This window comes from Massilia norwichensis (assembly GCF_024753245.1).
GTDB classification, from domain to species: Bacteria; Pseudomonadota; Gammaproteobacteria; order Burkholderiales; family Burkholderiaceae_D; genus Telluria; species Telluria norwichensis.
Map to the genome: position 1 here is coordinate 1 of NZ_JANUGX010000003.1, position 25,315 is coordinate 25,315.

25 protein-coding genes are annotated in these 25,315 nt (G+C 59.1%); 18 read left to right on the plus strand and 7 right to left on the minus strand.

The features are described from left to right. The 3 genes from NX782_RS03285 to NX782_RS03295 form a co-directional block, all read left to right on the plus strand. A partial coding sequence (locus NX782_RS03285; RefSeq protein WP_258844058.1) for an IS3 family transposase occupies nucleotides 1-672 on the plus strand: 672 nt, incomplete at its 5' end. Between the two features lie 62 nt (nucleotides 673-734). Next, nucleotides 735-1,895 (plus strand): mechanosensitive ion channel family protein, encoded by a 1,161-nt coding sequence (locus NX782_RS03290; RefSeq protein WP_502572699.1) that lies wholly within the window; start codon nucleotides 735-737, stop codon nucleotides 1,893-1,895. A gap of 234 nt (nucleotides 1,896-2,129) precedes the next feature. Next, nucleotides 2,130-2,951 (plus strand): ABC transporter substrate-binding protein, encoded by an 822-nt coding sequence (locus NX782_RS03295; protein WP_370661755.1) that lies wholly within the window; start codon nucleotides 2,130-2,132, stop codon nucleotides 2,949-2,951. A 265-nt stretch (nucleotides 2,952-3,216) separates the two neighbouring features. Here the strand turns inward: NX782_RS03295 and modA are convergent, their stop codons facing one another. The 6 genes from modA to NX782_RS03320 form a co-directional block, all read right to left on the minus strand. After that, nucleotides 3,217-4,005: a molybdate ABC transporter substrate-binding protein gene (gene modA / locus NX782_RS03300; protein WP_258844060.1), complete on the minus strand. Its 789-nt coding sequence runs from the start codon at nucleotides 4,003-4,005 to the stop codon at nucleotides 3,217-3,219. A gap of 241 nt (nucleotides 4,006-4,246) precedes the next feature. After that, nucleotides 4,247-4,975, minus strand: a complete 729-nt coding sequence (locus NX782_RS03305; RefSeq protein WP_258844061.1) for a hypothetical protein — start codon at nucleotides 4,973-4,975, stop codon at nucleotides 4,247-4,249. Between the two features lie 90 nt (nucleotides 4,976-5,065). Further along, complete coding sequence (locus tag NX782_RS03310; protein WP_258844062.1) at nucleotides 5,066-5,404, minus strand: four-helix bundle copper-binding protein; 339 nt, start codon at nucleotides 5,402-5,404, stop codon at nucleotides 5,066-5,068. Nucleotides 5,405-6,103: 699 nt separating this feature from the next. Continuing rightward, complete coding sequence (locus tag NX782_RS26485; protein WP_370661756.1) at nucleotides 6,104-6,280, minus strand: Tn3 family transposase; 177 nt, start codon at nucleotides 6,278-6,280, stop codon at nucleotides 6,104-6,106. 25 nt (nucleotides 6,281-6,305) lie between these two features. Further along, on the minus strand, nucleotides 6,306-7,133 hold the full coding sequence (locus tag NX782_RS03315; RefSeq protein ID WP_258844063.1) for an IS5 family transposase: 828 nt from the start codon (nucleotides 7,131-7,133) through the stop codon (nucleotides 6,306-6,308). Between the two features lie 217 nt (nucleotides 7,134-7,350). Continuing rightward, the gene (locus NX782_RS03320; protein WP_075791083.1) at nucleotides 7,351-8,367 is read right to left on the minus strand and encodes a YeiH family protein; all 1,017 of its coding nucleotides are present in this window, start codon (nucleotides 8,365-8,367) and stop codon (nucleotides 7,351-7,353) included. Between the two features lie 55 nt (nucleotides 8,368-8,422). Here NX782_RS03320 and NX782_RS03325 point away from each other — a divergent pair, with 55 nt between their 5' ends. The 8 genes from NX782_RS03325 (at nucleotide 8,423) to sorB (ending at nucleotide 15,052) form a co-directional block, all read left to right on the plus strand. Next, a complete protein-coding gene (locus NX782_RS03325) occupies nucleotides 8,423-9,397 on the plus strand; it encodes a LysR family transcriptional regulator (RefSeq protein ID WP_228892619.1) in 975 nt (324 codons plus the stop codon). A gap of 81 nt (nucleotides 9,398-9,478) precedes the next feature. Further along, a complete protein-coding gene (locus NX782_RS03330; protein ID WP_091874566.1) occupies nucleotides 9,479-9,907 on the plus strand; it encodes a nuclear transport factor 2 family protein in 429 nt (142 codons plus the stop codon). Between the two features lie 28 nt (nucleotides 9,908-9,935). Next, nucleotides 9,936-10,442, plus strand: coding sequence for an RNA polymerase sigma factor (locus tag NX782_RS03335; RefSeq protein WP_075791081.1), 507 nt, complete (start codon nucleotides 9,936-9,938; stop codon nucleotides 10,440-10,442). Continuing rightward, entirely contained in the window at nucleotides 10,439-11,236 is a 798-nt protein-coding gene (locus NX782_RS03340) for an anti-sigma factor family protein (RefSeq protein ID WP_075791080.1), read from the plus strand. Before NX782_RS03335 ends, NX782_RS03340 begins: the two co-directional genes overlap by 4 nt. Before the next feature lie 5 nt (nucleotides 11,237-11,241). Next, nucleotides 11,242-11,685 (plus strand): DUF305 domain-containing protein, encoded by a 444-nt coding sequence (locus NX782_RS03345; protein WP_051306793.1) that lies wholly within the window; start codon nucleotides 11,242-11,244, stop codon nucleotides 11,683-11,685. Between the two features lie 3 nt (nucleotides 11,686-11,688). Then, the gene (locus NX782_RS03350; protein WP_091874567.1) at nucleotides 11,689-13,083 is read left to right on the plus strand and encodes a YncE family protein; all 1,395 of its coding nucleotides are present in this window, start codon (nucleotides 11,689-11,691) and stop codon (nucleotides 13,081-13,083) included. A 119-nt stretch (nucleotides 13,084-13,202) separates the two neighbouring features. Then, nucleotides 13,203-14,402 (plus strand): SorA family sulfite dehydrogenase catalytic subunit, encoded by a 1,200-nt coding sequence (gene sorA, locus NX782_RS03355; protein WP_370660048.1) that lies wholly within the window; start codon nucleotides 13,203-13,205, stop codon nucleotides 14,400-14,402. A gap of 11 nt (nucleotides 14,403-14,413) precedes the next feature. After that, nucleotides 14,414-15,052, plus strand: coding sequence for a SorB family sulfite dehydrogenase c-type cytochrome subunit (sorB, locus tag NX782_RS03360; protein ID WP_228892616.1), 639 nt, complete (start codon nucleotides 14,414-14,416; stop codon nucleotides 15,050-15,052). Nucleotides 15,053-15,234: 182 nt separating this feature from the next. Here sorB and NX782_RS03365 read toward each other — a convergent pair whose 3' ends face one another. Further along, nucleotides 15,235-15,801 carry a recombinase family protein gene (locus NX782_RS03365; protein WP_034303447.1) on the minus strand — a complete coding sequence of 189 codons (567 nt, stop codon included), beginning with the start codon at nucleotides 15,799-15,801 and terminating at the stop codon, nucleotides 15,235-15,237. Between the two features lie 395 nt (nucleotides 15,802-16,196). On the opposite strand from NX782_RS03365, the gene NX782_RS03370 reads away from it, so the two are divergent. The 7 genes from NX782_RS03370 to NX782_RS03400 all read left to right on the plus strand — a co-directional run bounded on the left by NX782_RS03370 (nucleotide 16,197) and on the right by NX782_RS03400 (nucleotide 25,313). Continuing rightward, nucleotides 16,197-17,675: a SulP family inorganic anion transporter gene (locus tag NX782_RS03370; protein ID WP_258844064.1), complete on the plus strand. Its 1,479-nt coding sequence runs from the start codon at nucleotides 16,197-16,199 to the stop codon at nucleotides 17,673-17,675. 14 nt (nucleotides 17,676-17,689) lie between these two features. Further along, nucleotides 17,690-18,553, plus strand: coding sequence for a universal stress protein (locus NX782_RS03375; protein ID WP_034303473.1), 864 nt, complete (start codon nucleotides 17,690-17,692; stop codon nucleotides 18,551-18,553). An 81-nt stretch (nucleotides 18,554-18,634) separates the two neighbouring features. Continuing rightward, nucleotides 18,635-21,628 carry a Tn3 family transposase gene (locus NX782_RS03380; protein WP_258844065.1) on the plus strand — a complete coding sequence of 998 codons (2,994 nt, stop codon included), beginning with the start codon at nucleotides 18,635-18,637 and terminating at the stop codon, nucleotides 21,626-21,628. Nucleotides 21,629-21,694: 66 nt separating this feature from the next. Continuing rightward, a protein-coding gene (locus NX782_RS03385; protein ID WP_258844066.1) for an IS3 family transposase occupies nucleotides 21,695-22,839 on the plus strand; the annotation gives its coding sequence in 2 pieces (ribosomal slippage) (nucleotides 21,695-21,953 and nucleotides 21,953-22,839; 1,146 coding nt in all). A gap of 242 nt (nucleotides 22,840-23,081) precedes the next feature. After that, nucleotides 23,082-24,287, plus strand: coding sequence for a chromate efflux transporter (gene chrA / locus NX782_RS03390; protein WP_000184001.1), 1,206 nt, complete (start codon nucleotides 23,082-23,084; stop codon nucleotides 24,285-24,287). Nucleotides 24,288-24,297: 10 nt separating this feature from the next. After that, the gene (locus NX782_RS03395) at nucleotides 24,298-24,603 is read left to right on the plus strand and encodes a PadR family transcriptional regulator (protein ID WP_000130000.1); all 306 of its coding nucleotides are present in this window, start codon (nucleotides 24,298-24,300) and stop codon (nucleotides 24,601-24,603) included. A 152-nt stretch (nucleotides 24,604-24,755) separates the two neighbouring features. Further along, entirely contained in the window at nucleotides 24,756-25,313 is a 558-nt protein-coding gene (locus tag NX782_RS03400; RefSeq protein WP_012478189.1) for a recombinase family protein, read from the plus strand. Nucleotides 25,314-25,315 lie beyond the last annotated feature (2 nt).

Here is a 25,315-nt window from a genome sequence, read left to right on the forward strand (position 1 = left end):
TACGATTTGCAAGAGCTCGGCGAAAGTTGCGGCATCAATCGGGTTTATCGCCTGATGCGCAGCGAAGGAATTCGATCCCAAACCGGCTACGCCAAGCGCAAGCACAAGAACGGTGGAGCGCCTTCTATCGTCGCGCCCAACCATTTGCAGCGCCAATTCGATGTGACCGAGCCAAACAAAGTCTGGGTCACGGACATTACGTACCTGCGTACTTATGAAGGCTGGCTCTACCTGGCTGTGGTGATCGATTTGTTTTCGCGCCAGGTCATCGGTTGGTCGATGAGTTCGCGCATCGACAAAGAGCTGGCAATGAGTGCTTTATTGATGGCGGTATGGCGTCGAAAACCGTCAGCCCCAGTGCTAGTACATTCCGATCAAGGAAGTCAATTCAGCAGTTACGACTGGCGCGACTTCCTCGAATCACACAACCTGGTGCAGAGCATGAGCAGACGCGGCAACTGTCATGATAATGCAGTTGCCGAAAGCTTTTTCCAGCTGCTGAAACGGGAGCGCGTTCGCCGCAAGGTTTATGCTACCCGCGACGAAGCCAGGCAGGACATCTTCGACTACATCGAGATGTTCTACAATCCGAAGCGGCGCCACAGCTTCAGTGAACGGCTGTCGCCAGTCGAGTTTGAAAAGCGGCATTTTTTACGGCTGCAGAGTATCTAGGAAAATGGTGGCGATTCAGTCTGCCACTCCACGGGCGCGCGCAAACCCAGCACGCGACGGTATTGCTTGATGGTCGAGCCTTGTTCGTCGTCACTGGCCTCGATGACCAGGACGCCCGTTCGCGGGCGAGACAAATCGAAGGACGGCTGAACGCCATGCTCGATACCCCAGGCAGGCAACGCACGGTGAAAGCGGTGCCCGCTGCCAGCCCACCAGGGGCATGGTCGGTTTCCGTTTCGGATCGGACGATGGTCGTTGTCACCCTCGCCGATGCACAGGATGCTGGCGTCACGGTCCAGGTTCTGGCTTCGCAATGGGCAGGTCTCGTTGAACGTGCACTTGCTCGCGCGGCTGAACGCAGGAGGTCAGCCGGAAGCCGCTTCATCACCTCGATTCAGTCAAGCATCGAGACCGCCTTTGTCCGCTTGCTGGAATCGGCCATCGTGGTGATCCCGCGTGCCGTGGCTGCGGCGCTGGTGATTGCCGCTTTCTGGACGCTCGCCTCATTTGTCCGCTGGGCGATGCGCCTCGTCTTCCGGAAGTTTGTTTCCGACCTCACAGTCGAAAATCTCATCAAGCAGATCGGCTACTACACTGTATGGGCGCTCGGTCTTCTCGTCGCCGCCGGCGCCTTCGGTATAGAACCGGGAGACGTCGCCACCGGGCTGGGACTCACGAGTATCGCGCTGGGCTTTGCGCTGAAGGATATCCTTTCCAATTTCGTCAGCGGTTTGCTCATCCTGAGCCTGCGTCCCTTCCAGTTGGGCGATCAAATCATCATCGGTACGACCGAGGGCAGCGTCGAACGCATCGAGCTGCGCGCAACACTGATCCGCACCTATGACGGAAGGATCGTGTCCGTACCAAACTCGGAAACGTTCACCTCCCGCGTGACGAATAACACCGCCAATCCGGTGCGCCGCGCGTTGGTCCAGGTTCATGCGGACTATGACATCGACCTGAGGCACTGCAGCATGGTGCTCGCGAACGCAGCCGGCTCCGTAGAAGGTGTATTGCCTGATCCTTCTCCTTCGGTGCGACTTGTGCAGCTCGAAAAGGACGAGCTCGTGCTTGAGCTACGTTTCTGGACGGACTCGCGGCGTTCGGACTTCGTTGCCACCTCCTCCAACGTCAGACTCGCGGTCATTGAACAGTTGCGCAAAGCTGGAATCGAGCTGCCCTCTTCCGATTTGCGAGTGGCACTAACGAAACCTGCTGATTAAACAAAGGCGGTCAGGCTTTTGGTGAACCTGATCACCGCAGCGTAACTGTCACAACGTTCGTAGGCTTCGACAAATGCTCCGAAAGCAAACGGAAAGCATGGTCCGGCCGATGAGTTCTTGCCATAAGAAAAATTCCGTCTTCATTTGCTAAACTAACAAATGAAAGTCCCACGTGGTACCGAAAGCAGGGAGCCGAAGCTCGGACTTCCACTCACAAACCCAGGAGAAAGAACCATGCAACGTCGTCTGTTCAATCTTGCCCTCGTCCTCGTCACCACCGTCGGGATGGCCTACGCGCCGGCCCAGGCGCAGGACGCCAAGGTGCTGCGACTATCCACCACCACCAGCACTGAAAACTCCGGCCTGCTGGCATACCTGCTGCCTTCGTTCGAAGCCAAGTACGGCATCAAGGTCAACGTGATATCGGTCGGCACTGGCAAGGCCCTGGAGTTGGGCAAGAACGGCGACGTCGACGTGACACTCGTGCACGCACGCCAACTCGAAGACAAGTTTGTGGCCGAGGGCTGGGGCATCGACCGCCGTGACGTCATGTATAACGACTTCATCGTCGTCGGCCCGGCGTCCGACCCGGCCGGCGTGAAGGGCATGCACGACGTCCTAGGTGCCTTCAAGAAGATCGCCTCAACCAACGTCAAGTTCATCTCGCGTGGCGACAATTCCGGCACCGATGTGATGGAAAAAGCTTACTGGAAGGAAGTGGGCACCAAGCCCGCCGGCGCCAACTACGTGTCGGCAGGACTGGGCATGGGAGAAGTGCTGAACATGGCGGCCGAGTTGAACGCCTACACCTTGACCGACCGTGCGACCTACGGCGCCTACAAGGCCAAGACAGGCCTAGCCATTGTTGTGGAAGGCGATAAGCGCATGTTCAATCCCTACGGCGTCATTGCGGTCAATCCGGAAAAGCACAAGGGCATCAACTATAAGGGCGCGACACAACTGATCCAGTGGATGACGTCGCCGGAGGGGCAGGCAAAGATCGCCGCGTTCAAGCCAGCCGGGGAACAGCTGTTCTTCCCGTCGGCGAAACCGTAATCAACGAGAGCACGATGTGCCAGCTCGCCCCCATCCTGTTCCTGGCCGCTGCAGCCCCTACCTCAGCCGTCAGTTGATGTTGGCCGGCGTCGTCGAGCGGCCGATCGTGCTGGCGTACTTTGCCGACAATGGCGCGCCGTTGGAACGAACGGCAGATCGCGTTGGTATCCATCAGTGACCTGCGCAGCGGACCGCGTCATGTAAAGTGGCTGCGCGAACCCGAACTCAAGCAACTCGTGCAGCAGTCACGCCTTGCCGCGCGGTGTCAATCGAAACCGTAACGGTGCAGGATTGCCTTACCGGCCGGCCCCAGCACGAAGGCGACGAAGCGCTGGCCTTCCGACGAGAATGGCGCAGCGCCGATGCCGTAGGCGCTGCGGACGTTCAACGCGTCCGGGATACGGAGCGCTGTCAGGTTCGGCAGCGCGCGTAGCGTGCTCGCGGCATTCGTGCAATACATGACGTAGGCGTCGGCTTTGCTGTCCTCAAAGGCGGTCACATAGGGCAGCTTCTGCCCGGGCCCAGGGGCGCTTGCCCCCGACAGCTTCAGCGCCTTGGCGTCCAGGAGGTCGTATGCGCCGGGCTGCGCCTTGTCGGCATTGCGGAAGAATTGCCAGGTATAGTCGCCCATCGGATCGTAAACGGGCGTCGATGTCGCCAAGCGCACGTCCGGCTTCACCAGGGTGCCGACCAGGTTGGCCTCGGTAAGGCCCACTGCTGGTGTCGACACCACACACAGGTCGTTGTAGGCGAACGTGGCCGAGCGGGACAGCAGATTCTTCGCAGCGAGCGCGTCTGTGTGCTCGACCGCTGCAGAGGCGAACACGTCCACCTGGTGCCCCTGCTCAATGGTCTCGCGCAGCTTGCCGGAGGGGCCATACGACGCGGCGATACCAACGCCGGATTGCTCACGCCAGGCTTCGCCCAGCTCGGTCATCACTTCGCGCAGGCTGCCGGCAGCAAGCACCATGATCGTGTTTTGTTCCCTCTGCTGGGCGAAGGCCGGCATCGCACAAGCCAGCCCGAGCGCAGCAACCGCAGTCTTCTTCGTCATTTTACTCTCTCATGTTAATCCAATGGCAATATGTTAGCTGTGGCTTGCATGCCTTCCAAGCATTTCCGAAATAGAAAAGCGTTCAGGACGAAGGTCGGTCGTCCGGTTCCGTTGCAAGGTACGCGCTCGATTCGCTGCGATTCATATCCACCGCGGCGGCTGCACGGCACCGATAACATCGGAGGCAGGTAGAACTCGCGATATACGGTGCCTGGTTAATCGGCACAGTACCGGTGGCTCCTCAAAATGCGAGCAGCAGCGCGGCATATGCCAAGGCGCCGAGCAGGAATGGCGTAAAGCGGCTCCGTCGCTCTTCGGGAAGCTCTTCCTTCAAGACGTTCAGGATGACGCCTCCGGCCAATATGGCAACCAGCGCGCTGGTAGCGACCTCGGGGACTTCCATGAAAAGGCCCACGGCGGTACCGATGGCCACGGCGATCGTAAGAATCCATCGTCCAACGGTGTGGTAAGTGTTCTTGAATTCGCTTCGAAGGCCGAAATCCGTCACCAGAAAATGGAGCGCCATGGCGACAAAGAAAAAGATCAGAGGCTTAAGCTCCCGAAAATTATTGGCGAGCAGATAGCCAATCAGCACGTTATATATCGAGAACGAAGTAATGTGCAGCCAGAATACTTTCTTGTCCGGTGTTTCTTCGTTATCGCTCGCATGATGCTCCGCATGCGATTCTTTCGCCGCCCGTTCCAATCCATAGAAAATGATCAACCCACCCAGGGCCATGAGGTAAGCGTGCTGGTCAAGCACCTTGAAAATGCCGGTCACGGACTTTCGTATGACTTCCTGGCCTTCGGCCAGTTCAGGAAGCAGATGAATGAATACATAGGCCACCGAAATGCCTCCCGCAGAAGATAGCCAGATGCTACGCGGCGTTCCTTCCAGGAACTTCAACTTCGCTCCAAACAAATGCACCAGGATGAGCCCGGCCGTGGCAACAAGTACGTAGACAAGCATATGAGATCTTCCATCCATGCGTTCGTGGGACTCGACCGACAACCGAATGCCGCCGTGGCGTACACGCGCCGGGGCGGCTACTGCTGACGGTCAAGCGGCGGCTGTCGATCCCATCCTGCAGCACTCTTCTGCGCAGTGCCGGCATGCGGTGGCGCAATCCTGACAATGCTGGGCCTGGTGCTTCGCGCACTCGTCGCCGCATGCCAGGCACACCTGGGCGCAAACCTGGCACAGCGCCGCAGCGAACTCGCTGCCCCTGGCCATGAAGGAGGCGGCTAGCCGGCAAAGCTGGCCGCAATCCATGTCGAGCGCGATGCAGCGCGCCATCATCTTCACATCATCTTCCTGCAGGCAAGCGGCGAAGCACATATCGCAGGCGTCGGCGCAGGCATTGCAGGCTGCGATACAGGACTGATACTGTTGTTGCATGATGCTCTCCTTGTGTGGGTTACGAATACCTCTTTGGGACACCGCTCTGGAACAGCGTAAAGCCAGTGGCACGCTTGTAACCCGGCAGCGTTGCGTCACCGACCGCCAATGTTCGCCTGGCGTGGTGAAAGCCTGGCGATCGTCGGACGTACCGGGTGCGTGACTTGTTCAAATGAACAGAAGGATCCCGTGGCGTGGTGGGCGCTCGATGCGGGACGGGATCCACTCGTCGAAAGAAAGCGAGTCGGGAATGGTGTGAAAGCGAAGGCGCGATATCGGCGCTTGAGCCGAGGTAAATGGTGGAGGCGCGATTGCTCCGCCGCAGTACCCGAGGCATGTCCGGCAGGCGCCCTGCGATTGATGCGCTTTTCGACATACCGTGGCCTGATGGCTTTCCCGCCTGGCGGTCCTCATGCATTGGCCATCACCGTCGCCCAACGAGCGCGAGATCTGCCCCGCCTCTTCGCTAGGCGCTGAGGAACACGGCAGCCATACCACGGCGGCGATGCCCTGCACGGGCGACAAGGCAACGAGTATCCACAGTACGAGGGTTCGAGCCAAGGAATACATGTGGACGAATATATCATCCGTACATGGGGAGAATAGGGAAAACGGAAAAAATCGGGCGCTAAGCCCTGTTACCGATTCTTGAAGTCCGCAGCGGCCGATATTTTTCTCATCAACCTTCTTGCTCTTCCTTCAAATGTAATATCCGGTCCCGTAGATGTGCTCCCAGGCCAACGAGGACACGAAACTGCAGCATACTGGCGTCGAGGAGCTGCCAGGACCGCGCGCAACCTGTGTCGCCCGCTCCAGAAACACCGCATGCCAAAGAACGATGGCGCCCGTCACCAGGTTTAAGCCGCGGTCGCACATATCACCTAAGAGACGGTTTAATAACTCACCGGAAACGCATCCGGTGCAGTAATGAAGAGCCGAGCGCGATGAAAATCATCGCTTCCGACACATCAAGGCGCTGCTCGTAGTCCCGGACAAGACGGCGATAGCGCATCAGCCATGCAAACGTGCGCTCGACGACCCAGCGTCGCGGTTGTACCTGAAAGCCGTCCTGGCCCTGTAAGCCACGTACGACTTCGACGGTAAAGTCGAGATAGGCTGCCTTGTCGAGCAAGGTGCGTCGGTCGTAAGCCGCATCGCCGAACAGATGCTTGACCCATGGCCAACGCTTGACTAAAGCATCGAGGACCGATTGCGCACCTGTTGAATCGGCGATGTCGGCAGGCGTCAGATTCACTGCCAGCAGTCGCCCGTCGGTATCGACCGCGATATGTCGTTTGCGGCCGCTGATCTTCTTGTGTGCGTCGTAGCCGCGCTCACGTGCGCCTGGTGCCTTGACGGACTGGCTGTCGACGATGCCGGCCGAGGGGACGACTTCGCGCTGTTCGGACATTCGGTCCAGCATCAATGCCAGATCGTGGATCGTTCGGAAGAGGAAGCGTCGCACTAGCCGACGGAACCAGTAATACACCGTTTGATAGGGAGGAAAATCGTTTGGCAACATGCGCCATTCGCAGCCCGAACGGACCAGATAACGAAGTGCATTGATCACCTGGCGAAGTTCCGTCCTGCGGGGGCGACCAGTACGAGCAGCGCCCGGCAGTAATGGCTCGATGAGTTTCCATTCCTGATCACTCACATCAGTAGGATAACCCTTGCGCTCCTTGGGAACCCGGACCTTATGCCGTGTTCGTTGCTCTGCTGTCCACATGGCGTACTCCTATCGAAGAGGACCATTTGGACATCATAGTTGCTTCCGAGTTTTCAAACCGTCTCTAAGCGATGAATCAAGACCGCTCTGGCAAGCGCATTGCGCGACTGCTTGCCAAGCGTATCAGACTGTAACTTTCTGCAATACCACCAAGTTTCTCGTATTAAAAAAATACAGATCCTCGATTTCTAACGGTAGCCGCTAATCGGGCAGTGCTTCAAACGATGCCGAGCATTTTTATCAGGAAAAAACTGATGACTGCCAACGCCAGCAGCGACAACACGACAACTGCGGCGACCCGGCAACCGGCCCGCATGACTGAGCGCGCATCGACGCCGAGTCCGAGTGCGGCCATCGACATAATGGTGAGGAAATTCGCCGTCACGTGCATCGGCGCAATTGCCGCCTCTGGAATGGCGCCGAACGAGCGCAAGGTCAGCAGTAGCAAAAAGCCGACGATGAACCACGGGACCATATGCGACAGCGCAGGACGACGACCACCTTCGCGCCGACCAATCAGCGACAGTACCAGCACGACTGGGCCCAGCATCAGCACCCGCACCAGTTTCACCAGGGTGCCGATGTGGACGCTGCTAAGCGATATCGATGAGGTCGCGGCCAGCACCTGGGGCACCGCGTAGACGGTCAGCCCGGCAAAGACACCGAACTGCGTTGGTGAAAACGACAACAGTGACACCATTAGCGGCAGCACCAGCACCACGACAACGCCAAGCACGGCAGTGAAGGCGATCGCCGCAGCGACGTCCTTTCCATCCGCATCGATAACCGGGGCCACCGCGGCAATGGCAGAGTTACCGCAAATCGAATTGCCGCAGGCAATCAAGATGGCCATCTTGCGCGGCAGACCAAAAGCACGGCCAAGGGCAAAGCTGAGCGCAATCGCGATGGCGACCACTGCCGCGATGCCGCTCATCAGACCGATGCCGTTTTCGAGCAGCGCACCGGCGCTGACCGAAGCGCCCAGCAGCACGACCGCGATTTCCAGCAATAATTTCGCACCGACTTGGATGCCGTCTTCGAAGCGAGTATCGAGCCGATGCACCGTCCGCACGGCGGTGCCTAGAAGAATGGCCAGCACCAGGCTTTCGAGCCATGCGTGGCCAAATAAAGCGCTTTCGATGTTTTCCATTGCGTAAGCTATCGCAGTAACCACAGCGCAAAGTGCCAAGCCTGGCAGCGCGTTGCGAACGAGTTTTAGTGGTTGCTTGACCATTTGCCGCTCCTGATTCTCGAATTCAATAGAACGATTATCAAGTCGACAGATTGTTATGTCCATCTTACAATATCGAATATATCGTTCAATAGAATTGAACAATCAGATGACACTAGAACAATTGCGGATTTTTGTTGAAGTCGCCGAGCGACAGCATTTGACCCAGGCCGCCGCAGTGTTGGCGCTCACCCCTTCAGCGGTAAGTGCTTCGATCAAGGTGCTGGAAGAACGCTATGGTACTGCCCTATTCAATCGCGTCGGCCGCGGCATCGAGATCAGCGAAGCGGGCCGTATTTTCCTGATAGAAGCACGCCGCACGATCGCCAGCGCGCGCGCCGCCGAACTGACATTGGCCGAGCTGGGTGGAATGAAACGTGGCACGCTGACCATTCATGCGAGTCAGACTATCGCCAGCTATTGGCTACCCGAGTACCTCGTGCAATTTCGCCAAGCGCATCCGGCGATCGCACTGAGCGTGACCATCGATAACACCCATAATGTCGCCCAAGCAGTGCTTCAGGGGGGCGCCGACCTTGGCTTTGTCGAGGGCGCCATCGACGAGCCGACACTATCGGTCGATGCCATCGCATCCGACCAGATCGTCGCTGTAGTCGCAGCGCACCATCCATGGGCTTCAGGGAGGAGGCTGCTGCACGCGGATCTTCTTGAGGCACAGTGGATCTTGCGCGAAAAGGGGTCCGGCACGCGCTCGGCGCTCGAGTGCGCACTTCAGGCGATGCATGTCGACTTCGATGCACTCGATATCGCACTCACATTGCCGTCCAACGAAGCGGTCCGCTCCGCTGTGATGGCCGGCAAGTTCGCCACCGCCATGTCGGAACTGGTAGTAGCCTCGCATCTGCGGGCAGGTTTGCTGGCGAAAGCAAACATCGACTTGCCGGAGCGCGCGTTCTACATGTTGCGCCATCCCGAACGGTACAAGACAAAGGCATCTCTGGCGCTGGAAGCGATGATCCGCCTCTCCCAAATAGCGCGCGACGAAACGCCTGCGAAAATTAATTTGAAATAGATGGAATAAATCATCCGCAGATCCGTTCACCTCGATAACACCGGTTTTTTCCGTCCGACTGACCCAACCAGGGAGAATTTCATGAAACAAGCGACCTTCGCCGTCATCCTCGCTATCGCTTCGATCGGCAGCGCTGTCGCCAGCCCGATGAGCGATGCCGCGCAGATTCACTTTAGCGCCATTGGCGCCGGTGACACGTCCGTCATCATGCGTGGCTATGCCGACAACGCCCAGCTGACATGGGTCGGCGGGCCGCTTGACGGCATGTACGCCGGTTCCGATGCCATTCGCGCCACCTGGGAAAAGTTCGGCAAGGCTGTCGGGCCGGCGCGCGTGACTGTGCTTGCTCTGGAGGAATCGGCGAACCCAAAGGGTGCGACGATCGTCGCCAAGGTGCAGTTCGAAGGCAAGGCACAGGTCAATGTGCGCTATGTGCTGACCTACCGCGATGGCAAGCTGGTCAACGAAACCTGGCAGATCGATCCGAAACTGACCGCAGCAGCTTATTGATTAATCGACCGATACTCCAGTGACATCCATGCCCAATTCGCGCGACCAGCTGCTGGCCTGCATTCCCCGTCTGCGCCGCTATGCGCGGGCATTGGTCGGCGATCGGGCCGGCGCCGACGACCTGGTGCAGGACACGGTCGAGCGCGGATGGGGGAGACTGGCGTCATGGGAGGGTGGTAGCGATATGCGCGCATGGTTGTTCAGCATCATGCACAACCTGCGTATCGACCAGGCGCGGCGGCCTTCAGTGCCGACGGAAGCGCTCAACGAGGAGACATCGATGGCACTAGCACCTGGCAGTCCTTCAAGCGGACTCGAACTGCGCGACATGGAAACGGCCTTGCGTGCGCTGCCAGAGGAACAGCGTGAAATCCTGCTGCTGGTGGCCTTGGAAGAAATGAGTTACGACGACGTCGCGCAAACGCTCAAGATTCCCATCGGTACGGTCATGTCGCGCCTGTCGCGCGCGCGTGAAAAAATGCGCGCGAATATGGAAGGGAGAGCGTACATCGCACCCTTGAAGGTGGTCAAATGAATACCCTACCCATCACGGAAGCCGACTTGCACGCCTTCGTCGACGGCAAGCTGCCTGCCGCGCGCCGACTCGAGGTCGACGCCTATCTGGCGCAGCGCCCGGAAGAGGCGGAGCGGCTGCGCGCCTATACAGCGCAAAACGATGAACTGCGCGCGCTTTTCAATCCCGTGCTCGACGAAGCGGTGCCGGAGCGCTTAAGCGCAGCGCGACCGCGCCAGTGGCAATGGCAGCGGCTGGTAGCCGGTCTTGCCATCGCCCTGTTCAGCGGCACGACAGGGTGGCTGCTGCATGGCCAGCAGGCAGGCGAGATTCAGTACGCCCAAGGTGATTCCATGCAGGCCAGGCCGGCGCTGTACGTTGCCGGCTTGGCCCATCAGGCCGCAATCGCCCACGTTGTCTATAGCCCGGATGTCAAGCGGCCGGTGGAAATCGGGGCTGACCAGGAAGAGCAGCTAGTGGCATGGCTGTCCAAACGCCTCGGCACGGCAATTCGGCCACCCCGGCTGGGCAAACTCGGCTACGAGCTGATCGGTGGTCGCCTGCTCCCTGGCGCCCAAGGCGCGGTGGCGCAGTTCATGTACCACGACGCGACCGGGCAGCGCCTCACCTTGTACGTGTCGACCGACCAGGCGCACAACAAGGACACAGGTTTTCGCTTCGCCCAGGAGGGACCGGTGAATGTGTTTTATTGGATCGACGGCAAATTCGGCTATGCGCTGTCGGCTGGAATTAACAAGGCCGAACTGGCGCGCGTTGCCACCGCCGTGTACGACCAACTGGAGAAACCGTCATGACCTTAATGAACCGTCCCTTGTACCTTCGACGCTTGGCCACGTTCGCCGTTGCCGCCCTGATTGGCGCTAGTGCTCTCGGACAGGCCATGGCCCACCATCATGGCCAGTCGCCAGCGGCAAAGCCCCCCGTATTTATCGCCAGCACGGCCAAGCCGTTTGCCGCGCTGACGGACGATGCCATGGCCGTCATGGATGACGGCATGAAGCGCGCGCCAATGAATGGCGTTGCGGAACATGATTTCGTGACGATGATGATTCCGCACCACCAGGGCGCCATCGACATGGCGAAAGCGCTCCTGCTCACCACCAAGGATCCTGAATTGCGCAACGTCGCCCAAGGCATCATCACGGAACAGCAAAACGAAATCAACATTATGCAGGCCTGGTTGCAGCGCTACCAATCGGCTCAGGCAAAAGTTGCTCCCACTTCGATCACCAAGAAAGAATAAATCATGCAACTCCGTCACTGCGTTTTCTCGTTGACCGTCAGCAGCCTGCTCACCGCCTCCGCGTTTGCCGCTCCTGGCGCGCAAGACCGCGTCTACACCGCTGACCAGAATACCAATACCGTTTCAGTGATCAACCCGGCGACCAATTTGCTGCTCGGCCAGATCAAACTGGGCAACCAGCGTCCGGACGTGTTGTCGCCGCTATACAAGGGCGAGATCAATGTGCACGGCCTGGGCTTTTCGCCCGACCACAAGACCCTGATTGCCATTTCAAACGGCTCTAACTCGGTGGCATTCATCGACACGGCGACCAACAAGGTCAAAGGAATCACCTATATCGGTCGCTCGCCCCATGAAGGGTTTTTCACTGCCGACGGCCGCGAAGTCTGGGCGGTGGTGCGCGGCGAAGACTACATCTCGGTGATCGACCCGGTCACCTTCAAGGAGAAAAAGCGGATCGAGACGACCGCCGGCCCCGGCATGGTGCAGTTCCTGCCGAACGGCAAGCTGGCGTTCGTCGTCTCCAGCTTCAATCCCGTGGTCGACGTGATCGACATGAAGTCGCACAAGGTCATCAAGCACATTAAGGTCGTCAGCCCGTTCTCGCCGTTCCTTCAGTTCACCCCTGATTTCAAGGAAATGTGGATGACGCACAAGGATGCCGGCAAAGTGACGCGCATCGATACTGCCAGCCTGGAAGTAAAGGGCGTCATCGATACCGGCTTCATTACCAACCACTTGGCGTTCGCGAAGACTGCGGCTGGCACCCGTGCTTACGTAACGATCGGCGGTGAGAATGTCGTCAAGGTGTACACCACCGACGCCACGCCGACGCTGGTTGCGACGATCCCTACCGGCGCGTTGCCCCACGGCATCTGGACCTCCGACGACGGCACACGTCTGTATGTGGGACTTGAAAACGGCGACGCGGTCGATGTCATCGACAGCGCCACCAACAAGGTGATTGCGCGCGCACCGGTCGGCCAGGCGCCGCAGGCACTGGTGTACGTTTCGAACGCCGTGCCGCACGGCGACGGCATGACCAACCTGGTCCCGCGCGCCAACAGCGAGCCAATCAACATTGCGCTTAAACCCGCTGCCGGCGAGGCCAAGGGATTCGTTGTGGCCCGTAACCTGGGCGTGGTGGACGCGCTGGAAGTGTCGCTGTTCAAACTCAAGCCGCAGACCGCGTACAGCGTGTACGTCACCGGCCAGGCCGCGCCGGTGGCCAGTTTCAAGACGAATCCGATGGGGATGGCGAACGGCACTGCGATCGGACCGATGCGCGCCGTGAGCAACAGCCTCAACGACAAGGCCGCGACGGCGAGTCGCATCCTGGTGATGGAAGGGGACGTGGCCGTCGATCCACAAAAAGCCGTATTGAGTAGCGTGCAGTAAGCAAATCACGACAATACTGTGGCAGTATCGAGCTAACCGATTTCACAATAATAACGGAGACCAGTATGGCGAAGAACTCGTTGATATTGACGGCGGAGGCGTTGCGGCGCCGTTCCTTTATGAGGCAGGCCGGCACGCTCGGTGCCGCCGGCGTGTTCGGCAGTCCGGTATTGAGCGCGCTCGCGGCGGAGGCAGGCCACGTCACGCTGCCGTTTGAAAACGGCGAGCGCGAACTGGTCGTGTATCCTCAAAAGCGGCCGCTGATCCTGCTGACCGCCCGTCCGCCGCAGCTGGAAACTCCGTTCAGTGTGTTCAACGAATCGGTGATTACGCCGAACGATGCGTTTTTCGTCCGATATCACTGGAGCGGCATTCCCACCGCGATCGATGCGCAAACATACCGTCTCAAAGTCGGCGGCAATGTTAATACGCCGCTGGAGCTCTCGCTCGCCGACCTCAAGCAAATGGCTGACGCCACCGAACTGGTTGCCGTGAACCAGTGTTCCGGTAACAGCCGCGGCCACCTGTCGCCGCGCGCCAACGGCGGCCAGCTATCGAATGGTGCCATGGGCAACGCACGCTGGACTGGCGTGCCGCTACGCAAGGTGCTGGAAAAGGCCGGCGTCAAGGCCGGGTCGGTACAGGTCTCGTTCAACGGCCTTGACACGCCGCCCGTTGGCGACGGGCCCGATTTCATGAAGGCGCTCAATATCGACCATGCGCTCGACGGCGAAGTCATGTTGGCCTGGCAAATGAACGGTGCCGATCTGCCGATGTTGAATGGCTACCCACTGCGCCTGGTGGTGCCCGGCTACTACGGCACCTATTGGGTCAAGCATCTGTCCGACATTACCGTGACCGACAAGGTATTCGACGGATTTTGGATGAGCACGGCCTATCGCATCCCCGACAATCAGTGCGCCTGTACCGAGCCGGGAAAGGCGCCGACCAAGACCGTCCCGATCAATCGCCTCAACGTGCGCTCGTTCGTGACCAGCCTGACCGACGGCATGCACGTCAAGGTCGGGCGCCAGACGGTGGTGCGCGGGATTGCGTTCGACGGCGGCTACGGCGTGAATGAGGTGGCGTTTTCGTCCGACGGTGGCAAGAACTGGCAAGCCGCACAACTGGGCAAGGACCTGGGGCGCTATTCTTTTCGAGAGTGGAGCGCGGCGTTCACGCCGAAACAAAAAGGAAACCACGAACTGCTGGTTCGGGCGGGCAACCGGATCGGTCAAGGCCAACCCGCGAGCGCCCTGTGGAACCCTGCCGGCTACATGCGCAATGTGGTCGAATCGACGCGCGTCGTCGCGGTATAAGGGGAACCACATTGAAACATCCACTGATTTGCTCTCTGTTCACCATCAGTCTGATGGCTGCGGCCCCAGCTTTCGCCCTCGACATTCAGCTTCCGCCTGAAACTGCTGTCTTCAAACCCAGCGAGTTGCCGGGATATGCGCTGGCCCAGCGCAACTGCATGACATGTCACTCGGTCCATTACATCCAGTCGCAGCCCACCACATCGCCGCGCGGCTACTGGGATGCCACCGTGAGAAAGATGAAGAAACCGTTCGGTGCGCAATTCTCAGACGCGGATATCCCGGACATGGTCGATTACCTGGTCAAGACCTACGGTGCCGAACGCAGTAACGCAGTGCCGATTGCGAACGCGGCGATAAAGCCAGCTGCAGTTGCACCGAAGGCCGGCGCCACCGCAGCAATCGATACGAAAGCGTTGCTTGCCGCAAATGCTTGCATGGGATGTCATTCGATCGACAAAAAGGTCGTCGGGCCGGCATTCAAGGAAGTGGTGGCAAAGTACAAGGGCAAGGCAGACGCGGTATCACTGGTGGCGAGGAATATTCGAGCGGGCGGCGCTGGCAAATGGGGGCCTGTACCGATGCCAGCTTTCTCCCAACTGAGCGAGGGCGAAGCGATGGCCTTGGCGCATTATGTCCTGGCGCAATGAATTTGATGCCATCCCCTTCTTGTAGACGCCTTTACTGAGCATGCCCGCCGGGGACGTGCTTCGCGCCATGCCGTCGCTCGCCCCGGCACAGCCGGGGGCCGGCCGGTGCTGCTTTTCAACAACGGGCAAGCGGGCGCTGAGACAAATCAGGGGTTTGAGGTGCAGTGGAACGGAAAACCGGGTTAAGGACTTGGAACCAACTTCAAGTATTGATACAGCGTTTCCCGACTGATGCCGAACTCCCGCGCAAGCGTTGATTTCTGTTCGCCGGCCCCAGCACGGCGGCGCAGCTCGACAACCTGGTTGTCCGCCAGCGCTTTCTTGCGGCCTCGGTAGGCGCCGCGCTGCTTGGCCAATGCGATCCCTTCGCGCTGCCGCTCGCCGATCAAGGCCCGCTCGAACTCCGCGAACGCGCCCATGACCGACAGCAGCAGGTTTGCCATCGGCGAGTCTTCGCCGGTGAAGCTCAGGCATTCCTTGACGAATTCGATTCGTATTCCGCGCTTGGTCAACGTCTGGACCAGCCGGCGCAGATCATCCAGGTTGCGCGCCAGACGGTCCATGCTGTGCACGACTACCGTGTCGCCTTCACGGGCGAACGACAGCAAGGCGTCGAGCTGCGGCCGCTGTGTATCTTTGCCCGAGGCTTTGTCGGTGAACAGCTTGTCCACCTGGACCTGATCGAGCTGACGCTCTGGATTCTGGTCGAAACTGCTGACCCGAACATAACCTATGCGTTGACCTCGCAAAACATGCCTCCTTAACAATATATGTCAGTAAAGACTCTATGACCCTTCAAGGAATATGTCAAGTAATTGCGATAACAACCCTATCCTGACGGCTTCCGCTTGGGTCTTCTGACATCAGGTTAGGGTGTAGCCCAAATTGACATGGCGTCTGCCGGTAAGCTAAAATGAGTTTCCCAAAGGCTAAGCCTTTAATCAATCGGAATTTCCACCCGTGTAAGCCTCCTTCCTCGCTGCGATCTCAGTATTACCTCCACCTGTCGCACGAGGCTGCACGTCCGATTCATTGCGTCTTTCCGTTCCTGGATTTCCTGGTTCCCTCTCATTTCCGCTGGCCGGAAAGACGTGTTCACGTTCGCCCCTTGCCCCTGTGGCAGGCACAATCAATGGAATCAAGAATGATGAAATCCTTACGCCAGGACTGGCTTTCCAATGTCCGAAACGATCTTTTAGCGGGCATGGTTGTCGCGCTAGCGCTTATCCCTGAAGCAATTGCCTTTTCGATTATCGCCGGGGTCGATCCCAAAGTGGGCTTGTATGCTTCGTTCAGTATCGCTGCAATTATCGCGTTTGCAGGCGGCCGCCCAGGTATGATTTCCGCCGCCACCGGTGCAATGGCTCTGGTCATGGTCACGCTGGTCAAGGACCATGGCTTGCAATATCTGCTGGCCGCCACGATCCTGACGGGAATTCTGCAAATCCTTGCTGGCTGGCTTAGACTCGGCGCGCTGATGCGCTTCGTCTCGCGGTCCGTCATCACAGGTTTTGTCAACGCGCTGGCGATTCTGATCTTCATGGCGCAGCTGCCCGAGCTGACCAACGTGAGCTGGCACGTATACGCGATGACGGCGGCAGGTCTGGCTATCATTTACCTGTTTCCATACATCACCAAGGCTGTTCCCTCCCCGCTGGTCGCTATCGTGGTATTGACCGCCGTGGCGATCCTCGCCGGTATCGATATCCGCACTGTGGGCGACATGGGCAAGCTACCTGACAGCTTGCCGGTGTTCCTGTTACCTGATCTGCCGTTGAACCTGGAGACGCTTTCAATCATCTTCCCGGTATCGGCTACGCTTGCCGTCGTCGGACTGCTTGAGTCCATGATGACCGCTTCGATTGTGGATGACCTGACCGACTCCAATAGCAATAAGAACCGTGAGTGCGTGGGCCAAGGCATCGCCAATATCGCCACGGGCTTCCTCGGGGGCATGGCCGGTTGCGCCATGATTGGTCAGTCAGTAATCAATGTAAAGTCCGGAGGACGCGGAAGGCTTTCTACCCTTGCAGCCGGCGTATTCCTATTGCTGATGGTGGTGTTCATCGGCGATTGGGTTGCGCGGATTCCGATGGCGGCCCTGGTCGCTGTAATGATCATGGTATCCATCGGAACCTTTAACTGGGCCTCGATCCGCAACTTGCGCGATCATCCAAAAAGTTCCAGCGTAGTCATGGTGGCCACGGTTGTCGTCGTCGTCATGACGCACGACTTGGCCAAGGGCGTGCTGGTAGGGGTGCTCCTGTCTGGCTTTTTCTTCGCCAATAAAGTGGGACAGATCCTGCGCGTGAGTTCAATGTCCGAAGACGAGGGCCGTGTGCGTACCTATCAAGTAGCCGGCCAGGTCTTTTTTGCTTCGGCGGATCGGTTCGTTAATGCCTTCGACTACAAGGAAGTCATCGACCGAGTTCGTATCGATGTCAGCCGCGCCCACTTCTGGGACATTACGGCGGTTAGCGCCTTAGACAAGGTAGTCGTCAAATTCCGCCGCGATGGGACGGAGGTCGAGGTCATCGGGCTCAATGAGGCCAGCACCACGCTGGTGGACAAGTTTGCCGTGCATGACAAAGACGGCGCCGAAGACATGCTGATGGGTCATTAAACGGAGACATGACTATGAACAACGAGAACAAAGTGCTGGCATGTGTGGACCAATCGCACTTCGCCGAATATGTCGCCGACTACGCAGCTTGGGCCTCCCTCCGAATGAGCGCACCGCTGGAATTCCTGCATGTTATCGACCACCATCCAGAGATCGGATCGGGAAAGGATCATAGCGGTGCTATCGGGATTGACGCGCATGAGACGCTGCTGAAACAGCTTTCCGCCGAGGACGAAGCACGCACCACAGCCGCGCGGGAACAAGGCAGGGTCTTCTTGAACCGATTGCGCGAGCGTGCCCGTGCCGCCGGTGCCTGGTCCGTGGATGTGCGTCAGCGCCATGGCGAACTGGAAGAAACCATCGCGGAACAGGGAAGCGGTGTCCGCCTCGTCGTCTTGGGGCGTCGTGGCGAGACTGCCGACTCGACCGAACGCAAGCTGGGACGCAATGTTGAACGGGTGGTGCGTGCACTGCACCAGCCCGTCCTCACTGTGACGGCGAATTTCAAGGAACCGCAGCGCGTGATGATCGCTTTCGACGGTGGCATCGTCACCCGCCGCGGCGTGGAGATGGTGGCGACCAGCCCACTTTTCCGTGGCATCCCAATATATTTGCTGATGTCTGGTAAGGAAAGTCGGGACGCAGCAAAGCAGCTTGAATGGGCCAAAATGACGTTGGAGTCAGCAGGCTTTGAAGTGGTCGCTTCGCTCGCTTTCGGCGATGTGGATGCCATCATTGCCAAGACTGTGATTGACCAGTCCATCGACCTGCTTATCATGGGCGCATATAGCCATTCTCCGCTGCGCAGTCTGCTTTTTGGCAGCAAGACCAGCGATATCCTACACGCCGCCACCGTGCCGACACTGCTGCTCGGATAGCGTCAAAACATCGGCTCTACAAGGTCGATTAGTCCTTGTAGAGCCCCGCGAAATGACCGCCCGAACTCAGTAGGAGAACTCATGCCAGTCAGCTTTCTCTCGAATGACCAGCGCGAAAACTACGGCCGCTACGCCGGCCCACCGTCACCTCACGACCTTGCCCGGCATTTTCACTTGGACGACACCGACCATGCGCTAATCGCGCAGAAGCGCGGCGCGCACAATCGGCTCGGCTTTGCCGTCCAACTCGGGACGGTGCGCTACTTGGGCACGTTCCTGGAAGACCCGCTGGCCGTGCCCCAGCCCGTGCTGCGGACGCTGGCCAAGCAACTGCGCATCGAGGCGTTGGACAAGGCGAGTGCCTACAGTGTTGGCGAGCAGCGCTGGCAGCATGCAACCGAGATTCGCGCGTCTTATGGATATGTCGATTTCACGGAACCCCTGATCGCCTTCCGCCTGACCCGGTGGCTGTACGCCCTTTGCTGGACCGGCACCGACCGGCCAAGCGTGCTGTTTGAGCGGGCCACGACATGGCTGGTGACGCACAAGGTGCTGCTGCCCGGTTGCACGACGCTCGAACGGTACGTTGCGCGCTTGCGCATCCGCGTCGAGGAGCGCCTTTGGCGCTCGCTTGCCAATGGGATCAGCCTGGACCAGCAAACCCGTCTGGAAGGCCTCCTGGTCTCTTCTGGCGGTACGCGAAATTCGCCGCTGGATCGCCTGCGTACCGGCCCGGTAGTGGCCAGCAGCCGGTCGATGAGCCTGGCGCTGATGCGGCTGCAAGCCGTCCGTGAGCTTGGCATCCGGTTGCCGGCCGCCACGCGCATCCCGGCCACGCGGGTCGCGGCCTTGGCCCGCTTCGCCGGAGCCGCCAAGGCCAGCGCGATTCTGCGCCTGCCGGCGCTGCGCCGCTTGGCAACGCTGGTCGCGTTCGTGCACTGCCTCGAAGCATCGGCACAGGACGACGCCCTGGAGGTCCTTGAGGTCATCTTGCGGGAGCTTTTCGGTGACGCTGTGAAAGCCGACAGAAAATCGCGCCTCCGATCGCTCAAAGACCTTGACGAAGCGGCGGCCACCCTCGCCAGCGCCTGCCAGTTGCTGCTGGACGAAACTGTGCCGGATGCCGAGCTGCGCAAACAGTTGTTCGCGCGGATTTCGCCGGACGCGCTCGCGCTGGCCATGGCCGGCGTCAACAAGCTGATTCGGCCGACCGACAACGTGTACTACCAGGAGCTGGATGCCAAGTACAAGACCGTGCGCCGCTTCCTGCCTGCGCTGGCCGAACACGTTCAGTTTGGCGCGAATGCCGCAGGAGAGCCGTTCATCGCTGCATTCGCCTGGCTTCGCGCCAACATGACGGTGAAGCGTCCGGGCAACGATGCGCCGCGCGACATCATCACCAAGCCGTGGCAACGCCATGTGCTGCGCGAGGATGATGCCATCGACTTCCACGCTTATACTTTCTGCGTTTTGTCAGAATTGCGTATCGCGCTGCGCCGACGCGATGTGTTCGTGGCCCCGAGCTGGCGGTACGCCGACCCGCGCGCCGGCCTGCTCGATAGCGCTGAATGGGAATCGACGCGCCCGATCATTTGCCGCACGCTCGGCCTGTCGGCGGTGCCGGGGCCGACCTTGACCGCGCTGGCCGATGAACTGGACCGAACCTACCAGGCGGTCGCCGCCAGGTTGCCCGAGAATCCGGCCGTGCGCTTCGATAAGGTGGGCGACAAACAAGAACTGGTGCTCAGCCCGTTGGACAAAATGGATGAGCCGGCGTCGCTGATCGCGCTACGCGCCAAGGTCATGGGCATGCTGCCACGCGTCGACCTGCCGGAACTGATCCTGGAGATTGCCGCACGCACCCGCTTCACGGACGCCTTCACCCATATATCGGAGCGTACCGCGCGAGCTTCCGATCTACATGTGAGCATTTGCGCGGTGCTGATGGCCGAAGCCTGCAACACTGGTCCAGAGCCACTGATTCGCGGCGACGTGCCGGCGCTTAAGCGCGACAGGCTATCCTGGGTGGACCAGAACTACCTGCGCGACGACACTATCACCGCAGCGAATACACTGCTGGTCGCCGCACAGAGCCGTTCCGCGCTTGCCAGCTTGTGGGGTGGCGGCGAGGTCGCCTCGGCCGACGGCATGCGGTTCGTGGTGCCGGTGCGATCAGTGCATTCCGGGCCGAACCCGAAATACTTCGGCGTCGGGCGCGGCGTTACCTGGTACAACCTGATATCGAACCAGTTTTCAGGACTGAACGACATCACGGTGCCGGGCACGCTGCGCGACAGCCTGGTACTGCTGGCCGTGGTCCTGGAACAGCAGACTGACCTTCAGCCGACCCAGATCATGACGGACACGGGGGCCTACAGCGATGTGGTTTTCGGCCTGTTCCGCTTGCTTGGGTACCGATTCAGCCCGCGCCTGGCTGATGTCGGCGGTACCCGCTTCTGGCGAATCGACCCGAAGGCCGACTACGGCCTGCTCAATTCTGTATCCGGACACAATATCAGCCTGCAAAAGATCGAACCGCATTGGGATGACATGCTGCGCTTGGCCGGCTCGCTCAAGCTCGGCCGGGTACCGGCCGCTGGCATCATGCGCACGCTCCAGGTCGGCGAACGCCCGACCAGGCTGGCCCAGGCCATCGCTGAGTTCGGCCGGATCGACAAGACGCTGCACACGCTGACCTACATCGATGACGAAGCCAAGCGCCGGGGCACGCTGACCCAGCTCAACCGTGGCGAGGGGCGGCACAGCGTCGCTCGCGCAGTTTTCCATGGCAAGCGCGGCGAGCTGCGGCAGCACTATCGCGAAGGACAGGAAGATCAGCTCGGTGCGCTCGGCCTTGTGCTCAACATGATCGTGCTGTGGAACACGAGTTACATGGAAGCGGCGCTGAACCAGTTGCGCGTGGACGGCTTCGCGGTCAGGGATGAGGACGTAGCCAGGCTGTCGCCGTTGCTGCACGAGCATATCAACATGTTGGGACGGTACTCGTTCTCGGTACCGGATGCAGTGGCCAAGGGCGAGCTGCGTCCGTTGCGCAACCCAGCGAGCGATGAGTAGATACTGGCATTCCCCCAGCAAGACGGACACTTTCGATAGGTATGATGTCCCTATCGGAGGTATTACATGGCACGTGAAAGACGGGTGTTTTCAGAAGAGTTCAAGCGCGAGGCAGTCAAGCTGGTAGGCCAGCCAGGTGCGAGCAAGGCGGCAATAGCCCGAGACCTTGGCATCGGCGCCAATTTGCTGGGACGATGGTGCAGAGATGCCAACGTCGATGCAGAGCTCGCAGTCGGGCACGAGAAGGTATCGCCCCAGGAATATGAGCGTATGCGGCGCGAACTGGCGAAGGTCAAGACGGAGCGCGACATATTAAAAAAGGCGCTCGGCTACTTCGCAGCCGACCTCAAGTGAAGTACGGCTTCATCGCCAAATATCGAACCATCTGGCCAACGCGAACGATGTGCCGTCTACTCGGCGTATCGAGCAGTGGTTTTTACGACTGGCTTGGTCGGCCCGTAAGTGCCCATGAACGCGAGAATGCCCAGCTCCTCAACGCAATCAAGCATAGCCACGAAGCCAGCGATGGCACATATGGTTCGCCGCGCGTAGTGCGAGACCTTATCGACGCTGGTTTTTCCTGCAGCGAGAACCGCGTGGCGCGACTGATGAAAGCAGCCGGCATCAAGGCCCGTCACAAGCGGCGTCGGGCGCCAGGGCAGCTCGACTCACCAGTCCATGCCATCGCGCCGAATCTGCTGGACCGGCAATTTGAAGCGACCGGCCCGAACCAGAAATGGGCAGCAGACTTTACCTACGTCTGGACCGGCGAAGGCTGGCTATTCGTCGCAGCCGTCCTCGACTTGTACTCGCGGCGTGTGGTGGGCTGGTCGATGCAACCGACGATGACGGCGCAGTTGGTGATAGATGCCTTATTGATGGCTATTTTCCGTCGCGGCCGTCCCCGTGCAGTACTGCATCATTCGGACCAAGGTTCGCAATATACGAGCGAGGACTTCCAGCGACTCCTTGAATCCCACGGCATTGTTTGCAGCATGAGCCGTCGCGGTAACTGCTGGGACAACGCTGCAATGGAAAGCTTTTTCTCGACGCTCAAGACCGAGCGCCTGAGCAAAAAGCACTACCGGACCAGGGATGATTTACGGGCAGATGTGTTCGACTACATCGAAAGGTTCTACAATCCACGCCGGCGTCATTCCACTATCGGCTACATTAGCCCGGTACAGTTTGAAAATCTAAAATGCGCCTAACGGAAGTGTCCGTGAAGACGGGGGAATGCCAATACGTCAGTCAGGATATGGCCAGAAATAGGGATCGCCTCAGAAAACGGAAAATAAAGCACGCTAAGCCGTAAGTAAGCGTGCTCCTGTGAAAGCCACAGCTAAAACTGCGTAGTACACATAGAGGTATTTTTTTCTAGATTTATATCGAATTTCGTTATCGAATTTCGCTTATTATTGATCAACTCGTTGCAGATCATGAAGGCGAAAGTATGACGAATAACCCTACCGATGACAGCAGACCATGGTCGGTCTTTCTTATTTTTCTGCGGCTTGGATTGACATCTTTTGGCGGCCCCATTGCGCACTTGGGCTACTTCCGCGCCGAATTTGTCACACGGCGGCGCTGGCTCTCCGAACGGAGCTATGCTGACTTGGTCGCGCTTTGTCAGTTCTTGCCAGGGCCTGCAAGCAGCCAGGTCGGCATAGCGGTAGGACTGTCTCGGGCTGGATACAGCGGGGCGCTGGCTGCTTGGGCTGGCTTCACGCTGCCGTCTGCCATAGCCTTGATCCTTTTTGCGCTCGGCATCTCCAGCTATGGCGATTACGTCTCGCAGGGCGCGTTGCATGGCTTAAAAGTGGTGGCTGTGGCCGTGGTCGCTCAAGCAGTATGGGGCATGGCGCGTAACCTATGCACGGATGGGCTGCGAGTCACCATCATGGCAATTGCTACCTGCGTCGTTTTACTTGTGCCGTCCGCGTGGGGACAGGTTGGCGTGATTGCTATCGCAGGCATCGCAGGCCGGTTATTGTTCAAGCCAGCGAAAGTTGTTGAGCATGACCCCCTACCTATCACGGTCAGTCACCGGGCCGGCGTGCTTTGGCTCTCGCTGTTCTTTGTCTTGCTGATTGGCCTGCCGGTGTTGGCCGAACTGATGCCAAGTCAAACCATGGCAATGGTGGATTCCTTCTATCGTGTCGGATCACTGGTGTTCGGCGGTGGTCACGTTGTGCTGCCATTACTGCAAGCCGAAGTGGTGCCCTCCGGCTGGGTCAACAATGAATCCTTTCTCGCGGGGTACGGGGCAGCTCAAGCGGTGCCCGGCCCTTTGTTCACGTTCGCCGCGTTTCTTGGTGCCTCGATGAACACCGCCCCGTCGGGCTGGATCGGCGGCATTGTGTGTCTGCTGGCTATCTTCGCGCCCTCGTTCTTGCTGGTCGTCGGATCAATGCCATTTTGGGAGCGTTTGCGCCGCAATACAGGCATCCAAGCTGCGCTGGCCGGGATCAATGCCGCTGTAGTCGGCTTGCTGCTGGCCGCGCTGTATCAGCCTGTATGGACTAGCGCCATCTTTCAGCCGCAAGACTTCGGCTTGGCATTAGTTGCCCTTGTCGCACTTATGTTCTGGAAGCTCCCGCCGTGGCTGGTTGTCCTCGGTAGCGGTGCAGCTGGGTGGCTGTTGAGCGTCGCTCTGTGAGGCACAAAAAATGACTGACAAAGACCTCTACGGCGGTTTGATCCGCCTGCACATCCTTCACCATGCAGCCGAGGAACCTGTCTTTGGGCTGGGGATCATCGAAGAGCTACGCCGACACGGCTACGAGATGAGCGCTGGCACCGTGTACCCGATGCTGCACGGCCTGGAAAAAAAAGGCTATCTGACCTCACGCCACGAACGCACCGGGCGACGTGAACGGCGTGTTTATGACATCACTGAACAAGGCAGAACTGCACTTGCTGATGCGAAAACAAAGGTCAAGGAGCTGTTCGGAGAGTTGGTAGAAGGTGGTTGAGTTTTTGCTTCTATGTCAGGTTGAGCTATACCCTAACGCAACGTCAGGGAAGAGACTGTAATCACGTCAGAATAGAGTCCAATATGAAATTTATTGACACAATCAGTCAAGAGTAATAGATTTCACTCTGACACATTACCCTTGGAGACACTTTGTACGGTCAACGCATCGGCTACGTTCGCGTCAGCAGCTTCGACCAGAACCCGGAACGGCAATTGGAAGGGGTTCAGGTGGCGCGGGTGTTCACCGACAAGGCATCCGGCAAGGACACCCAGCGTCCCGAGCTGGAAAGGCTGCTCGCCTTCGTGCGCGAAAGCGACACCGTGGTGGTGCACAGCATGGATCGCCTGGCACGCAACCTGGATGACTTGCGCCGCATCGTGCAGGGCCTGACCAAGCGCGGGGTACGCATCGAATTCGTCAAGGAAAGCCTGGCCTTCACTGGCGAGGATTCGCCGATGGCGAATTTGATGCTGTCGGTGATGGGCGCGTTTGCCGAGTTCGAGCGGGCCTTGATCCGCGAGCGGCAGCGCGAAGGAATCGCGCTGGCCCGGCAGCGGGGTGCGTACCGGGGCCGCAAAAAGTCACTGAACGATGAGCAGATTGCCGAACTGAAACGGCGCGTCGCGGCGGGCGAGCAAAAGGCCCTGATCGCCCGCGACTTCGGCATTAGCCGTGAAACCTTGTACCAGTACCTGCGCGAGTCCTGAGC

Coding starts and splice junctions, on each gene's coding strand:
- NX782_RS26485 (WP_370661756.1), bottom strand. CDS start 6,280: ATGTGCGACCGCGGCTTAAACCTGGTGACGGGCGCCATCGTTCTTTGG.
- NX782_RS03395 (WP_000130000.1), top strand. CDS start 24,298: ATGACTGACAAAGACCTCTACGGCGGTTTGATCCGCCTGCACATCCTT.
- NX782_RS03370 (WP_258844064.1), top strand. CDS start 16,197: ATGATGAAATCCTTACGCCAGGACTGGCTTTCCAATGTCCGAAACGAT.
- modA (WP_258844060.1), bottom strand. CDS start 4,005: ATGACGAAGAAGACTGCGGTTGCTGCGCTCGGGCTGGCTTGTGCGATG.
- NX782_RS03315 (WP_258844063.1), bottom strand. CDS start 7,133: ATGTGGACAGCAGAGCAACGAACACGGCATAAGGTCCGGGTTCCCAAG.
- sorA (WP_370660048.1), top strand. CDS start 13,203: ATGAGGCAGGCCGGCACGCTCGGTGCCGCCGGCGTGTTCGGCAGTCCG.
- NX782_RS03330 (WP_091874566.1), top strand. CDS start 9,479: ATGAAACAAGCGACCTTCGCCGTCATCCTCGCTATCGCTTCGATCGGC.
- NX782_RS03375 (WP_034303473.1), top strand. CDS start 17,690: ATGAACAACGAGAACAAAGTGCTGGCATGTGTGGACCAATCGCACTTC.
- NX782_RS03335 (WP_075791081.1), top strand. CDS start 9,936: ATGCCCAATTCGCGCGACCAGCTGCTGGCCTGCATTCCCCGTCTGCGC.
- NX782_RS03345 (WP_051306793.1), top strand. CDS start 11,242: ATGAACCGTCCCTTGTACCTTCGACGCTTGGCCACGTTCGCCGTTGCC.
- NX782_RS03310 (WP_258844062.1), bottom strand. CDS start 5,404: ATGCAACAACAGTATCAGTCCTGTATCGCAGCCTGCAATGCCTGCGCC.
- NX782_RS03340 (WP_075791080.1), top strand. CDS start 10,439: ATGAATACCCTACCCATCACGGAAGCCGACTTGCACGCCTTCGTCGAC.
- chrA (WP_000184001.1), top strand. CDS start 23,082: ATGACGAATAACCCTACCGATGACAGCAGACCATGGTCGGTCTTTCTT.
- NX782_RS03380 (WP_258844065.1), top strand. CDS start 18,635: ATGCCAGTCAGCTTTCTCTCGAATGACCAGCGCGAAAACTACGGCCGC.
- NX782_RS03320 (WP_075791083.1), bottom strand. CDS start 8,367: ATGGTCAAGCAACCACTAAAACTCGTTCGCAACGCGCTGCCAGGCTTG.
- NX782_RS03350 (WP_091874567.1), top strand. CDS start 11,689: ATGCAACTCCGTCACTGCGTTTTCTCGTTGACCGTCAGCAGCCTGCTC.
- NX782_RS03325 (WP_228892619.1), top strand. CDS start 8,423: ATGTCCATCTTACAATATCGAATATATCGTTCAATAGAATTGAACAAT.
- NX782_RS03295 (WP_370661755.1), top strand. CDS start 2,130: ATGCAACGTCGTCTGTTCAATCTTGCCCTCGTCCTCGTCACCACCGTC.
- NX782_RS03305 (WP_258844061.1), bottom strand. CDS start 4,975: ATGCTTGTCTACGTACTTGTTGCCACGGCCGGGCTCATCCTGGTGCAT.